Genomic DNA, 15,648 nt, shown 5'->3' with positions numbered 1-15,648 from the left:
TGTTAATAACGAATTTAAGCTGTTCGTCGTTACAATGCTAGTTAAATTACACCTGTAAAGGCGCTGTCTATTTCGATAGATGGCGCCTTTACTTTTTGCACAAAAATCCGCCAGAAGAATGGCGGTGTGATACGATATTGCTAATGAAAAAACGGAAGAAGGCGACATCATGATTGAACTGAACACAGCTGCGGACGCAATTGCGTATATTCATGGTCGACACAAGTGGAAGAAGACCCCTAGTTTTGATCGCATCAATACCTTGCTAGACCGTCTGGGTCACCCAGAACGTGCGTCTAAGTATGTTCATGTGACGGGAACGAATGGTAAAGGATCAACTAGCAAGATGATTGCGCAACTGTTGCGTGCGGCTGGCTTGACGGTGGGGATGTTTACGTCGCCATTTATTCTGCAATTTAACGAACGTGTGCAAGGTAACGAGGGAAATATTCCAGACGATATTTTGTTGGATATTATGCGTCGCATTGCACCAATTACTGAGGCGCTCGATGAAGAGTTGTCGCAAGGCGGTCCGACGGAATTTGAGACGCTGACGGCGATGATGTTTGTGTATTTTGCAGAGCACCCGGTCGAGGTTGTCGTTTTGGAAGTTGGTATTGGTGGTACGTGGGATACGACTGAAGTGATTCCGGATAAGCTGGTATCTGTCATTACGACAGTTGGTTTGGATCACATGCAAGTATTAGGAAATACGCTTGCTGAAATTGCGACGCAAAAGGCAGGTATCATTGCGCGTCAACGTCCAATTGTGACTGGCCGATTGCCTGAAGAAGCGCAACAAGTCGTGACAACGGTGGCCAATTCTTTAGGCGCGCCATTGTACCGTTTAGGTGACGAGTTTGAAGCCAAAATGCTACCAAGCCAAACAAGCTGGGGTGAGACGTTCGACTTCACTGGTGTTCATGAGTTTAAGCAGGTGTTTGTGGATTTGATGGGTAATTATCAAATTGATAATGCAGGGGTTGCGCTTGAAGCTGCAAGCCTAGTAACTGATGAACTGGGTGTGCCACTAACGGCTGAAATGGTAGCGACGGCCTTGGAAACGGTCACGTGGCCAGTGCGATTTGAACGTGTTGCTGAGCAACCGTTGACCATCTTGGATGGTGCCCACAATCAACATGGTGTTGATGCATTGGCTGAAACGTTGCGAACACGTTTTGCGGATAAGCAAATTCACGTCATTTTCGGGGCGTTGGCTGATAAGAATTACCCGGCAATGTTGCATACGTTGGCAGATTTGCCCAATGTCGATTTGCACGTCACGCACTTTCAAAATCCGGGTGCCCGTGTGGCCCTTGATCCAACCGAGGCTGCCCGCCAAGTAACAGGACATGATGTCACGGTCCATGAATCTTGGCAAGAAGCTTATCGCACAATCGCTGACACAATCGGCTCTGATGATATGATTTTATTCACAGGTTCGTTATATTTTGTTTCAGAAGTGCGCATGGGTTGGGCTTAGTTTTTGTAAGCGGGTTTGGTATACTTAGGCTAGACAAAACTATATAAAGAGGATATTGCGATGAACTTTTTCGTTAACGAGGGCCTCGCCGCACAAGGTTCAGGAATTGAACACGCACAGGTACAACGTGGTAAGTTGTTTCGTAAGAATGGGCAATCATTCAAAATCGTAACGCGTGTATATAATCCAAACGGACACCGTGATTTGTTGGCTTGGGGATTGAACGATGCAGAAGTAATCAATATGTATGATTACTACGCGCATACTGAACATGTGCCAGATCAAATTCTGACGGCACAAGATGTTGAATGGGGTGGCCGTCCGGTGGCGATTGTTGAGCCGTTGCCAGACACGCCTGATACATACATGGCCTATGAAGACGAAAATCGTACCCGTTTCTTGGGTCGTATTCACGTTGATTTGCAACATGAATCACGTGTCACGATGGTTGAAGTATTCGAACACTTTGGTAACTTGTTCCGAGTAGATTCATATGACTCACGCGGCTTCATTTCTCGTCAACAATACATTGACCCAGATGGTACACCAAATACCAACGTCTTTGTTGATCGCAAAGGCCGTCCAGTGATCGAAGAGTATCTTCGTCGCAAGGCGCCACGCGGTTCCGAAACGTTGGTGATGAACCGTAAGCACATTGATAGTCAAAATCAATTGGCTGAAAACGCCCAAATGTCAGGCCAAGAATTTGAGGCTAAGCCATTTGAAGCGCCACAATTTGTGAACTATGTGTCAGGATATCGTTTGATTAAGCCAAATGGCATGACGTATATCTTCGATTCATTTGATGAATTGACGGCGGAATTCGTTAATGATTTGAATAACGATTTCTTCTCAGAGGATAAGCCAAATATCTTCATCATGGATCGTACGACGGCTGCTGATGAAGGATTGTTGAAGTTGGATCGTCCAGCTTACATTGGCTTCCACTTGCACAATTTGCATGCATCAGACACGCGTGACGTCATGACGACTGATGAAAATAACAACTACGAGTTTGACTTTATGCACATCAATGATTACCAAGCGGTTATTTCAGCGATGCCACGTCAAACGGCTGATGTGGTGGCACGTTATGCACCAAAGGCTGCGCCGTTCACGATTCCTGTTGGGGTTGTGCCAGCTGAAATTCGTGATGCTGAGCGTGTGCCAATGGCTGATCGTCAACCAAATTCAGTATTGATGATTGTTCGTCGCGCACCTGATAAGCGTCCCGCAGCCGTTGCTGAAGCATTGATGATTGCAAACCAAAAGCAACCTGGTTTGAATGCGCACCTTGATGTCTACGGATACTTCGATAACACGGGTAACAACAAGACGAACAAGGACTTGTTGCGTTTGTTTGATAAGTACGGACTAGAAAAGCCAACTATGTACGATGAAAAGGGCACTGAGACAACGGATTTGAATCAAGTACGTCGTTTGGAGTCACCGGTTGTAACGTTGCATGATTATGTAACTGACCGTGACGAATTGTACGCTATCCACCGTTCACACCAGGTTTATGGTTTGGCTTCAATGATGGAAGGGTTCAATATTTCAATGATGGAAGCGATGGCGAATGGTATGCCTGGTGTTTCAACGAATGTGAACTATGGTCCTAACGATTTGATTATCGACGGCGAGAATGGTTACCTAACCAAGTGGGCACCAGAAGGCCAAGAAGATCAATTCGTAACGGAAATGGCTGACCGCTTCCTTGAGTTGTTTAATGACCCTGAAAAGTTGCAAGCCTTCTCTGATGCTGCCTACGACCACAGTGATCGCTACTATGAAGAAGCGGTTTGGCAAGCTTGGCAAGGTTTGCTAGCTGATGCGGACAAGCGCTGGCCAGCAATGGCGGCACAAGCACACGCACTTTCAAATGTTGGTGTTGGCCTTGGTGGTACGACGATGACAGCCTACACGCTTGGTAATCGCAGTGATGAAGTGACGGTTAACGGCATTTCAGGCGACAAGTATTTGGCAGACTAATAAGGAGTGAAACTCATGAATTTATATTTGGATAACTCTAACTTGCCAACGCTTGATCCTAATATTGCTGCGCAAGTTAAGGCAGATCGCGAAAATGGTGTTGATGCAAAGCAAGTCGTCCGTGGCTACTACCCTGATCAACACATGCACTTGGGAAATCACGGTTTGACGGATGACGCCTTGCTTAACATGTACGATGTCTTCCAAAAGGCAACGGATGTTGAGGCGAAGACGGTGCACTACCGTCACAACCCACAAATCGACAAGGCTCGTTACCACTTGGATGGGTTGGACTGGGGGATGGCACAAGCCCGTCGCTTCGGTACAACGTATGGTCGCAATGTCATTGATATTGATTTGTTCCCTGGTAACCCTGGCGGTACGACGTCAATGTTGCACTACATCGATCGCGGTGATAACACGGCCGTCACAGATATATGGGATTGGCGTGGCTTTAAGTCAGCAACGCGTTACTACCAAACGACAGGTAATGTTTCAAACATCATTTTCTACACACCAACTGGTGACATTGCAGCCCGTGCGTCATTTATGTGGCAACACCTAGAAGGCAAGCCAAACAATGAGTGGCCATTGGTGCAAACATCATTGGAAGTACTAGATTATGACGGTGAGCATTTGTGGTTTGAGAGCGAAATGCACGCCTGGGAGTATTTCGTGCAACACGAGCAACAAAAGCGAAACGCAGCGTTGCGTTAATAACTAACATTTAAGAGAGCACCCAACATTTTTCTGTTGGGTGCTTTTTAATTTCCACATGCGACAAACTTGCACTTTCTGTTACACTAGTAAATGAGATTTAGGCAATGCCTTGGACGCAGGGTATTGAGACGGAGAAGAATAATCATGATTATTTTGCAAGCAAGTAATGTTGCACGCCGTTTTAGTGGTGTAACATTTTTTGAAAATATTTCGATGCAGATTCAAGATAAAGGACGTGTTGGGTTGGTCGGCCGTAATGGGGCTGGAAAGTCAACGCTCTTGAAGATGCTGATTGGTGAAACGCAACCTGATGAAGGTACGATTTCAATGAAGAAGGGTATCAAGCTGGCCTACTTGGCGCAGAACTCAGGACTGGATTCTGACTTGTCTGTGTACAACGAAATGCTTGATGCATTTTCTGATGTGATTGCATTGGAAAAGAAGATGCGCGACATGGAGACGAAGATTGCGTCAGCGACTGATTACGAGAGTGATGAGTATGCAAGTTTGTTATCTGCGTACGACCAGGCGCAACACGATTTTAGTGAAAAGAATGGTTACGGATATGAAGCAACCATCCGTTCAGTGTTGCACGGATTTGGCTTTGATGAATCATTCTATGATCAAAAGATTCAATCATTGTCTGGTGGACAGCGTACGCGTTTGGCAATTGCTAAGCAACTATTGGAAACGCCTGACTTGTTGATTCTCGACGAGCCAACCAACCACTTGGATATGCAAACGTTGGCTTGGTTGGAGCAATATTTGCAAAACTACCAAGGTGCTTTGCTAATTGTTTCCCACGACCGTTATTTCTTGGACCGCGTGGTTACGGAAATTTACGACATGCATTCAGGTGTGTTGGATCACTACACGGGTAACTATTCACGCTTCATGGAATTGAAGGCAGCTAAGGTTCTACAAGAGCAAAAGGCTTTCGATAAGCAACAAGAAGAGATTGCGAAGTTGGAAGACTTTGTTAACCGTAATATTGTGCGTGCTTCAACGACGAAGCGTGCCCAATCACGTCGTAAGCAACTCGAACGCATGGAACGTTTGGAAGCGCCAAAGAATGAATCTGGCGTTGCCCACATTCAATTCTCAGCTGATGAGGAATCTGGAAACGAAGTGATGCGCGTCAACGAAGTGAAGTTGGGCTATGACCTAGCGAACGTCTTGGCGGACCACGTTAATATTGAAGTTGATAAGCAACACGCGGTCGCTTTGGTTGGACCGAACGGTATTGGTAAGTCAACGTTGATTAAGACGATTTTGGGTAAGTTGCCTTTGTTGGCCGGCGAAATTAAGCTTGGCGCCAATGTTGAAGTTGGTTACTATGACCAGGAGCAACAAACGCTCGATCCAAAGAAGTCAGTTTTGAACACGATTTGGGATGAACACCCAACGATGCCAGAACGTGACGTTCGTTCAATCTTGGGTTCATTTATGTTCTCAGGTGAAGCGGTTGATAAGTTGGTTTCTGCCTTGTCTGGTGGTGAGCGTGCACGTTTGCTATTGACGAAGTTGTCATTGCAACACGCTAATTTCTTGATTCTTGACGAGCCAACCAACCACTTGGACATTGATTCACGTGAAGTGTTGGAAACAGCTTTGAACGAATACAACGGAACGATTTTCTTTGTTTCTCACGACCGTTACTTCATTAACTCAGTTGCGACGGAAGTGGTTGAGCTGTCACCAAACGGCACGCGATTCTTTGATGGTGATTACGATTACTATCTAGAGAAGACTGCTGGTGAGCAAACGGAAACCCACCGTGCGAAGGCTAGTTTCGAAACGACGGCCGAATATGAAGAGGCGACGGCCAAGGAAGTTGAGACGTTGTCACGTGAAGAACGTAAGGAACGTCAAAAGGCACAGCGTAAGTACGAACGCGCGGTTGCGGCGGCTGAAGAAGAAATGGCCGGTTTAAACGATAAGCGCGATGCATTGAATGCTGAATTGAATGATCCAGCAAATGGTGCTGACTTGGGTAAGTTGACAGACTTGTCAAAGGAAATTGCCGACATTGATGCGCAACTGGCTGAAGTCGAAGAGCGCTGGACTGAAGCAAGTATGGCGTTGGAAGAATTTGATATTTAATAAGGCAGGAGCTGGCACTTTTACAGGTGGCAGCTCCTTTTCTTAATGATTGCGTTTTCATTTAAAAACGACTTTCACTGACTTTGTGTCAGTTGTCACACAGCGAAATTCAGGTTTGACGCGGTTTGAGTGATTTATGATTTACTGTTGTGAAAACCGTCTAAATCTTTGTCAAATTACTTGACAAAAACCCTTGATTTTAAAAATTTAGAAGTTTAAACTAACTCTTGCTGAATAAATGATAGCAATTATAAAAAACTAAAAAATTTGGAGGACGAAATGGCAAAGTCAGAAACTTTAGACATTAACGGCAAGCCTTTCAACCGCGGTGCCATGGTTATGGTGCTGTTGATTGGAACGTTTGCTGGAATGTTGATGCAAACGTCATTGGGTACTGCAATCCCAACGTTGATGCACGATTTTAATATTTCACTTGCAACTGCGCAAGAAGCAACCACATACTTCTTGTTGGCCAACGGAATTATGGTGCCGGTATCAGCGTACCTAACCACGAAGATTCCAACCAAGTACTTGTACATGGTGGCTTACACGTTGTTGTTGGCTGGTATGGCAACGACGGCGTTCACGCCTAGCCGCCACGATATGTGGTGGATGTTCTTGCTTGGCCGTATTCTAGCTGCCGTGGCGGTTGGAATTACGATGCCTTTGATGCAAGTTGTTATGGTTAATATTTTCCCAGCTGAACAACGTGGTGCTGCGATGGGTATTAACGGTATCGTTATCGGTTTGGCCCCAGCTATTGGACCTACGCTTTCAGGTTGGATTTTGGAAAAGAATCACCACTTGTTTGGTTTGTTGATTTCAAACTCATGGCGTACGATTTTCTACTTGCCAATGATCGTGTTGGTATTGGTTTGGATTGCAACGCCATTCTTCGTTAAGAATGTTGTGCCAAACCGTGATATGAAGCTTGATTTCCCTTCATTGATTTTGGCAGTTATTGGATTTGGGTCATTCCTATGGGGATTCTCAAATTCAGCCACTGATGGATTTGGTAACTGGCCAAACGTTTTGGCCCCAATCCTAATCGGAATTTTGATTATTATTGTGTTTGTCTTCCGTCAATTGAAGATGGACGATCCATTCTTGAACGTTCGCGTGTTCAAGAACAAGCAATTTACGTTGACGACGTTCGCCGTAATGATGGCCATGATGGCTATGATGGGTGTTGAAATGATGTTGCCAACGTACTTGCAAAACGTTCACGGTATGTCAGCGCTTGAGTCAGGATTGACACTATTGCCTGGTGCCTTGGTAATTGGTGCAATGTCACCAGTTGCCGGAGCGGTTTACGATAAGGTCGGTGCTAAGCGTATGGCGATGGTTGGATTCTCAATCTTGGCTATCGGTACGGTACCATTCCTATTCTTGACAGCTGAAACGCCACAACACTTGGTAACGTTGTTGTACGCATTGCGTATGTTTGGTATCGCCACAACGATGATGCCATTGACGGCCAGTGCTATGTCAGCATTGCCACCTGAGGAAGCTTCACAAGCAACAGCTGCTAACAACACGGTTCGCCAAATTGGTAACGCGGTTGTTGTTGCCTTGCTTTCATCAGTTACGCAAAACGTTATCAAGGCTGCTAAGCCTGCTAAGGACTTGGCCAAGGAAAACGTTGTGTCATACATGGATAAGATGATCAACGCAACGATGACTGGATTCCACGCATCATTTGCATTCGGAATTGGATTTGCCGTTGTTGGTATTATCTTGGCGTTCTTCTTGCACAGCGGTAAGTTAGTGCACGGTAAGTCAAACGGAAACGTTGTCGCAGATAAGGGAGGAAATAACTAATATGATTATTCTAGTTATGGCCGTCTTTGCAATCGGCATGTTCTACTCATGGTTGGTTTTGAAGAACCGTGCCATGCGCGCTGTATTCGGACCAATCTTTACGGTATTGCTAATTGGTGCCGTGTGGATGACAACGTCAGTCTTTGCAAACAACACTGGTTTGACTGCTAAGACGACAACGACGACGAAGCGTGTCTACTCAGCTTTGGGTTCAAAGTCACCAGCTGGTGTCTTGGTCCAATCACGTTTGGGTTCAAAGGCTGATAACTATGTCTTGGTTTACAACGACACAGCTGATGCTAAGAAGCCAACGGTTCACGGTAAGCCTTCATCAAAGGTTGCTGATATTCCAACTGGTGTTAAGAAGGAAATGACTTACAAGGTTGCTGATGTTAAGAAGGCAACGGTTAAGGTCGAAACCACTCGTTGGGAGTGGAAGAATGCCTTCTGGCGCGTGATGTTTGGTATCGGTGGTCAAGGTGGCAAGCTTAAGAAGCAAGTGACGACGGTGACGGTGCCAAAGAACACTTGGGTTGTGATGACTGCTGATCAATCTAAGAAGTTGCAAGCTGCGCAAAAGTCAGCTGCACCTGAGGCACAAGCTGCCCAACAAGCTCAAATGAAGTCAGCTATTGAAGCAAAGGTTGCTGCATACATGCAAGCAAACCCAAAGGCTACTCCTGACCAAGTTAAGGCTTATACAACTGAACAAACTGCTGAAATGACGGCAACAGCAATGAAGCAAATGTTGTCACAATTGAAGTAATGATAATTAAGAGTCCTGGTACGATTTAGTATCGGGGCTCTTTTTTTAACCAAAATATGTTGCAAAAACGTGTGGGTGTGCTATTATTATTTATGTAAGTTAGCACTTAGATATCGAGAGTGCTAATAATAATTTTTGCCTATGGAGGTCATATAACATGTTGAAGCCTTTGGGAGATCGTGTTGTGTTGCAAGTTGAGGAAGCGCCTGAGCAATCAGTTGGTGGTATTTTGCTTGCGTCAAACGCGCAAGAGAAGTCAGTTACGGGAACTGTTGTCGCTGTTTCAACGCAATCAGTTGGTGACTTGACGGCCCCAGCTGCAGTGAAGGAGGGTGACAAGGTCATCTTCGATAAGTACGCTGGCTCAGAAGTAACGGTCGATGGTGTGGATTACTTGGTAGTTCACGAAAAGGATATCGTTGCAGTTCTTTAATTTGAAACAAACAGATTAACTATTAAAAATTTGAAATAGAGGGTGAAATAAATATGGCTAAGGACATTAAGTTTGCTGAAGATGCACGCGCAAAGATGCAAGCAGGTGTTGATAAGCTTGCTAACACAGTTAAGACAACGATTGGTCCAAAGGGACGCAATGTTGTTATTGAGCAAAGCTATGGTGCACCAACTATTACAAACGACGGTGTAACGATTGCTAAGTCAATCGAATTGGAAGATCACTTTGAAGACATGGGTGCCAAGTTGGTTGCTGAAGTTGCTTCAAAGACGAATGACATCGCCGGTGACGGTACAACGACTGCGACTGTTTTGACGCAAGCCATCATTAACGAAGGTTTGAAGAATGTCACTGCCGGGGCTAACCCAGTTGGTGTGCGTCGTGGTATCGAATTGGCAACTGATGCAGCTGTTAAGGCTTTGCACGAGATGTCAAAGACGGTTTCTACTAAGGAAGAAATCGCGCAAATCGCTTCAATTTCAGCCGCTAACCCAGAAGTTGGTGAGTTGATTGCCGAAGCGATGGAAAAGGTTGGTAACGATGGCGTTATCACGATTGAAGAGTCTAAGGGTATCGAGACGACGTTGGACGTGGTTGAAGGTATGCAATTTGACCGTGGTTACATGTCACAATACATGGTAACTGACACGGACAAGATGGAAGCTTCATTGGATAACCCATACATCTTGATTACTGATAAGAAGATTGCAAACATCCAAGAAATTTTGCCAATGTTGCAAAGCGTTGTTGAGCAAGGTCGTGCCTTGTTGATCATCGCCGATGACATCACTGGTGAAGCTTTGCCAACGCTTGTTTTGAACAAGATGCGCGGAACGTTCAATGTTGTTGCGGTTAAGGCCCCTGGATTTGGTGACCGTCGTAAGGCACAATTGGAAGACATCGCAATCTTGACTGGCGGAACTGTCATCACTGATGACCTTGGTTTGAACTTGAAGGATGTGACGATTGCACAACTTGGTCAAGCCGCTAAGGTTACGGTTTCTAAGGACAACACGACGATTGTTGAAGGTGCCGGAAACAAGGAGGCCATCGCTGAGCGCGTTAACTTGATCAAGGGTCAAATCGCCGAGACGACGTCTGACTTTGACCGTGAGAAGTTGCAAGAGCGTTTGGCTAAGTTGGCTGGTGGTGTCGCTGTCATTAACGTTGGTGCCGCAACTGAAACTGAGTTGAAGGAACGCAAGTACCGCATTGAGGACGCTTTGAACGCTACTCGTGCCGCTGTTGAAGAAGGATTCGTTGCTGGTGGTGGAACTGCCTTGGTAAACGTTATCCCAGCCGTTGCTGAGTTGTCAGAGACTGGCGATGTGCAAACTGGTATCAACATCGTGCGTCGTGCTTTGGAAGAGCCTGTTCGCCAAATCGCTGAAAATGCTGGTTTGGAAGGTTCAGTTATCGTTAACCAATTGAAGTCAGAGAAGCCAGGTGTTGGTTACAACGCTGCAACTGACGAATGGGTTGATATGATTGAAGCTGGTATCGTGGACCCTACTAAGGTAACGCGTTCAGCTTTGCAAAACGCTGCTTCTGTTTCAGCTTTGTTGTTGACGACTGAAGCTGTTGTTGCTGAGCAACCTAAGACGGATGCTGCCCCTGCAATGCCTGCTCAAGGTATGCCAGGTATGATGTAATTTCATAGTAAATATTAAACGCCGACCTTCCTGTGAGAGGGGCGGCGTTTTTGATTTCCGAAAGTAAGTATCAATCATAGACAACGAGCCCAAATAGAACTACAATAAGTCCTTGTAGAAAATTGAAATTATTTTTGGGCGTTTTGCCTAATATAGGTGTTTAGGAGAAAAATCATGTGGCGCTTTTTAAAGCGGTTGTTGATTGGAAAGCCTCTTAAGACATTGGAAGAGGGCTCACAACATTTGAGCCGAACCAAGGCCTTGGCTTTGCTTTCGTCTGATGCATTGTCATCAGTTGCGTATGGTACTGAGCAGATTACGACAGCGTTGATTGCTGCTAGTACGGTTGCGTTGTGGTTGCAAATCCCAATCGCCATTTTGGTGTTGGTATTGTTGACGGCCATTACGCTATCGTATCGCCAAATCATACACGCCTACCCATCTGGTGGTGGTGCTTATGTCGTGACATCAACGAACTGGGGTCGTAACGCTGGACTTGTTGCCGGTGGATCTTTGTTGGTTGACTACATGTTGACGGTTGCCGTATCTGTGGCGGCCGGAACAGAAGCCATTACGTCAGCGGTTCCAGCGCTCCACCCATATTCAGTGGGTATCGGAGTTGTCATCATCTTGATTTTGATGGGAATTAATCTGCGTGGTGTGCGTGAGTCAGCTGGATTCTTGATGGTGCCGGTTTACTTGTTCATTGTGATGATTACAGGAATGGTCTTGTACGGGTTGTATAACATCGCGACCGGTCAAGTTGCCTTCCATGCTGCAGCAGCAATTGGCACGTCATCATCAAGTATCACAATCTTGTTGTTCTTGCGTGCGTTCTCAAGTGGTTCATCTTCGTTGACTGGAGTTGAGGCCATTTCAAATGCCGTGCCGAACTTCAAGGAGCCAAAGCCACGTAATGCGGCAGCGACGCTATCAATCATGGCGTTGATTTTGGCCTTCTTCTTTGGTGGTATTACGTTCTTGTCATACTGGTACGGTATTCGACCAAATGACCACGTGACGGTGTTGGCCCAAATCGGTCAAACGATTTTCGGTCACGGCGTAATGTTCTACCTCTTGCAAATTGCAACTGCCTTGATTTTGGCGGTTGCTGCTAATACTGGTTTCTCAGCCTTCCCACAATTGGCCTTTAACTTGGCTAAGGATAAGTTCATGCCACACATTTACATGGACAAGGGAGATCGTTTGGGATATTCAAACGGTATTATGTCATTGGCCGTTGGTGCCATCGTATTGCTTTTGATCTTTAATGGATCGACTGAAGCTTTGATTCCGCTTTATGCGGTCGGCGTTTTCGTGCCGTTCACATTGTCACAATCAGGAATGATTATTCACTGGTTCCGTGAGCGTGAAGGTTTCTGGTTGGGAAAGGCGTCAATCAACTTTGTTGGCGCGTTTATCTCGTTTGCCTTGGTTATCATTTTGTTCTGGATGCACTTTAAGTCTGTCTGGCCATACTTGATTATCATGCCTGTTTTGCTTCGCATGTTCTGGACAATTAACCGCCACTACAAGGCTGTCGCTAAGCAGTTGCGTGTGTTGTCTAAGGAACCAATCAAGCGTCATCACTACGATGGTTCTACGGTGATTGTGTTGGTCTCAAACTTGACTAAGGCAACGGCCGACGCGATTGATTACGCCCAATCAATGGGTGATCGCGTTTTGGCGATGCACGTCTCATTTGATTCGAACCCAGAAAAGGAGCACCGCTTGGGCGTTGAGTTTAAGCGTGAGTTCCCAGATGTGCGTTACGTGGATATCCACTCATCATATCGTTCAATCACAGAACCTTCATTGCGTTTCGTAGATGAAATTGCGAAGGGTGCGAAGGAACGTAACCACTCATTAACGATTTTGATTCCACAATTCGTGCCTCGTCACGGTTGGCAAAATGCGTTGCACAATCAAAACAGTTTGCGCTTGCGTACAGCCTTGGCTTCACGTGACGTAACAGTTTCAACATACTACTTCCACCTCAAGGAATAGTTGTTGCGCAAACAGAAATATGAATTAGCCTCAGCCGACATTGTGTCGACTGGGGCTTTTTTCTGCGGCGAATAAAAACTGTGTCAAAATGGGTGAAAATCGTGTCTAAATGGACAAAAAGTGGGTGAAAGAAAATGAGCGTGGATATGGCGGGCTTTCGCCGACGTTCGGATTGTGTCTAGATGAACGAAAATCGGGTGAGGTGTCACCGGGCTAGCTGGAAACAAAAATATAATAAACTGCTATCTTTGCGTGGTTGTGTTAATCTAGTGGAGGTAGCTTTCATTTAGGAAGCAATAATACGGAAAAGGGATAGAGATAATGGATTACACCGTTGATGATGTCCGTGAAGAATTAAAAAATATGCGTGCGCGTGTGCACCATGGTGAGTTGTTTGATTCACTTGGCACGGAAGTTGGTCGCTTGATTGATCAATTCGATTACGACGCACCGACTGTTGTGGAGCAGCTGGACCCAGTGACAGCGACAGCGATTCATGAAAAAGTGTCTGATTGGCAAAATGCCTTGATTGCCGGCCAACCGGTTGTCGTCACTGACCAAGAGTTGTTGGACGTGATGAGTGGGTTGCGCCAAACGGATCCTGAGTTGCGTGATAAGGGTGTCTTTTTCTTTATTAGTGATGCGTTGCAAGCAAATATCTTTACCGATGCACAAATTGTGATGATGACGCGTTACTTATTGCAAGATTCAGTGTTGTTCTCACACATTGATGAGACTGATAATGACGGCATTTTCTTCCGTTCATTCGCGGTCTTCATTTTGTCGATGTTGAACTACGCAAACCGCAATAGTGAAGTGGAGTTGTTTAGCGATGATTTGCACGAAATGCTTATCGATAACTTGGCAACGTACATTGCACTAGAACACGATACGCGTGGCTTTGTTGAAGGGAAGGGCTGGGCCCACGCCTTCTTGCACATTGCGAACTTGTTGGATGAATTGACGCATGATGATGGCGTCACGCGTGCCGATAAGGTGTTCTTACTAACGGTCTTGATTGAACGTATCAAGCGTTTGGAAACGCCGCTTGTGATGGGTGAAAACCGTCGTATCGATAGCTACATCGTGACGTTGGTGAACTTGAACCCGTTGTATGAGCAATACTTCTTGAAGCAACTCAAGCAATGGCGACAAGAGATGACGCGACGCATGCAACCAGAAGTCGAGGCTGATTGGCACCGCATGTATAACCAACAACGTTTACTACAAGGTTTGTTGCTACGCGAAAAATTACCCAAAGAAATTTATGATTATCTTAACGAAGCACGCAATTTCCTAGCGTAATCGGTCCGGTTTACAGTTTCGTGGTATACTTAGGGTTCTAAATTTAAACAGTTTGACAGGGAGAACGACATGTCAGAAAAGCTAAACATTGCGATGTTCTTTGGTGGTAACTCATCAGAACACGACGTCTCAAAGCGCTCTGCTCGTAACATTTACGATGCAATGGACAAGGAAAAGTACAACGTAACTGTTTTCTTGATTTCAAAGGATGGTTACATGATCAATGCCGCTGATTCAAAGCGCGTGTTCGATGGTGAAGATGAAGATACTGTAGTTGCTGCAGCAAAGTCAAAGATGGATTTGACTAACCCATTGGCACCAATTGCCGTTTTGGGCGAGATGGCCGAGATCGATTTGTTCTACCCAGTTGTTCACGGTAACTTGGGTGAGGATGGTACTTTGCAAGCGTTGTTCCGTTTGTTGCAAAAGCCATTTATCGGTGCTGGTACGGCTGCGTCAGCCATGTCATTCGACAAGGATTTGACGAAGCGTATCTTGAACCAAGCAGGCGTACGCAACACGAAGTACGTTTTGTTGACGGACCAAGATTACCAAAACTACACGTACGAAGGTCTTGTAAAGGAGCTTGGCACGGAAGTTTTGTTCGTTAAGGCTGCTAAGCAAGGTTCATCAGTTGGTATTTCACGCGTAACGAACGCTGAAGAATTCGAAGCTGGTGTTAAGGATGCTTTGCAATACGACTACAAGGTATTGGTTGAAGCTGCTTTGAACAAGCCGCGTGAGGTCTTCATCTCAATCTTGGGAAACGAGCAACCTCGTGCATCACGTTTGGGTGGTATCGTATTGCCTGAACAAGACGTTTGGTACGACTACAACAACAAGTTCGTTGACGCCTCAGGTATGGTCTTTGAATTGCCAGTTGAGTTGGGGGATGACCTTGAAAAGGAAATCACTGACATGGCATTGACGGCCTACAAGGCATTGGGTCTTGTTGGTTTGACGCGTATGGACTTTATGATTGATGCTGATGGTACACCATACTTGGGTGAGCCAAACACATTGCCTGGATTTACAAATATTTCTTTGTATCCACAAATGTGGGAAGTATCAGGCTTGAGCTACACGAACTTGATCGACGAAATCATTAACTATGGTTTGGCTGAATTCGAGCGTAACGCCAAGTTGTCATACGACTTCGTTTCATTGGGTGAAGAACACGTCGGTGAAAAGAAGTACAACGCTGAGCGCGCTAAGTAATAGAGTTTAAGAACAATCAGCGATGGTTTCCGTTGCTGGTTGTTTTTTATTTGTGACCTGGTCACCCTACTTTATAAACGACAGTATTTAGCGTATAATTTATAGTAAGACAAATTGTGAAAAGGAC

11 protein-coding genes are annotated in these 15,648 nt (G+C 45.5%); all 11 read left to right on the top strand.

Annotated elements, in window-relative coordinates; all coding sequences use genetic code 11:
• Nucleotides 1-169: 169 nt before the first annotated feature.
• The 11 genes from ACAW68_08495 (at nucleotide 170) to ACAW68_08445 (ending at nucleotide 15,521) form a co-directional block, all read left to right on the top strand.
• The gene (locus ACAW68_08495) at nucleotides 170-1,483 is read left to right on the top strand and encodes a folylpolyglutamate synthase/dihydrofolate synthase family protein (protein XGA15497.1); all 1,314 of its coding nucleotides are present in this window, start codon (nucleotides 170-172) and stop codon (nucleotides 1,481-1,483) included.
• A gap of 60 nt (nucleotides 1,484-1,543) precedes the next feature.
• Nucleotides 1,544-3,475, top strand: a complete 1,932-nt coding sequence (locus ACAW68_08490; GenBank protein XGA15496.1) for a glycosyltransferase — start codon at nucleotides 1,544-1,546, stop codon at nucleotides 3,473-3,475.
• Nucleotides 3,476-3,490: 15 nt separating this feature from the next.
• Nucleotides 3,491-4,192 (top strand): glycosyl transferase, encoded by a 702-nt coding sequence (locus tag ACAW68_08485; GenBank protein ID XGA15495.1) that lies wholly within the window; start codon nucleotides 3,491-3,493, stop codon nucleotides 4,190-4,192.
• Nucleotides 4,193-4,339: 147 nt separating this feature from the next.
• A complete protein-coding gene (locus ACAW68_08480; GenBank protein XGA15494.1) occupies nucleotides 4,340-6,298 on the top strand; it encodes an ABC-F family ATP-binding cassette domain-containing protein in 1,959 nt (652 codons plus the stop codon).
• 279 nt (nucleotides 6,299-6,577) lie between these two features.
• Nucleotides 6,578-8,119 (top strand): MDR family MFS transporter, encoded by a 1,542-nt coding sequence (locus tag ACAW68_08475; protein XGA15493.1) that lies wholly within the window; start codon nucleotides 6,578-6,580, stop codon nucleotides 8,117-8,119.
• Between the two features lies 1 nt (nucleotide 8,120).
• The gene (locus ACAW68_08470) at nucleotides 8,121-8,885 is read left to right on the top strand and encodes a DUF4811 domain-containing protein (protein XGA15492.1); all 765 of its coding nucleotides are present in this window, start codon (nucleotides 8,121-8,123) and stop codon (nucleotides 8,883-8,885) included.
• Between the two features lie 157 nt (nucleotides 8,886-9,042).
• The gene (locus ACAW68_08465) at nucleotides 9,043-9,318 is read left to right on the top strand and encodes a co-chaperone GroES (protein XGA15491.1); all 276 of its coding nucleotides are present in this window, start codon (nucleotides 9,043-9,045) and stop codon (nucleotides 9,316-9,318) included.
• 53 nt (nucleotides 9,319-9,371) lie between these two features.
• Nucleotides 9,372-10,991 (top strand): chaperonin GroEL, encoded by a 1,620-nt coding sequence (gene groL, locus ACAW68_08460; GenBank protein ID XGA15490.1) that lies wholly within the window; start codon nucleotides 9,372-9,374, stop codon nucleotides 10,989-10,991.
• Nucleotides 10,992-11,165: 174 nt separating this feature from the next.
• Nucleotides 11,166-12,998 carry an APC family permease gene (locus ACAW68_08455; GenBank protein ID XGA15489.1) on the top strand — a complete coding sequence of 611 codons (1,833 nt, stop codon included), beginning with the start codon at nucleotides 11,166-11,168 and terminating at the stop codon, nucleotides 12,996-12,998.
• 321 nt (nucleotides 12,999-13,319) lie between these two features.
• Nucleotides 13,320-14,303 (top strand): DUF2785 domain-containing protein, encoded by a 984-nt coding sequence (locus ACAW68_08450; GenBank protein ID XGA15488.1) that lies wholly within the window; start codon nucleotides 13,320-13,322, stop codon nucleotides 14,301-14,303.
• A 69-nt stretch (nucleotides 14,304-14,372) separates the two neighbouring features.
• Nucleotides 14,373-15,521, top strand: coding sequence for a D-alanine--D-alanine ligase family protein (locus tag ACAW68_08445; GenBank protein XGA15487.1), 1,149 nt, complete (start codon nucleotides 14,373-14,375; stop codon nucleotides 15,519-15,521).
• Nucleotides 15,522-15,648: the final 127 nt, after the last annotated feature.

It is taken from the genome of Weissella confusa, assembly GCA_041871065.1.
In the GTDB taxonomy this organism is placed as follows: Bacteria; Bacillota; Bacilli; order Lactobacillales; family Lactobacillaceae; genus Weissella; species Weissella confusa_A.
This window is presented reverse-complemented; position numbering and strand designations above follow the sequence as displayed.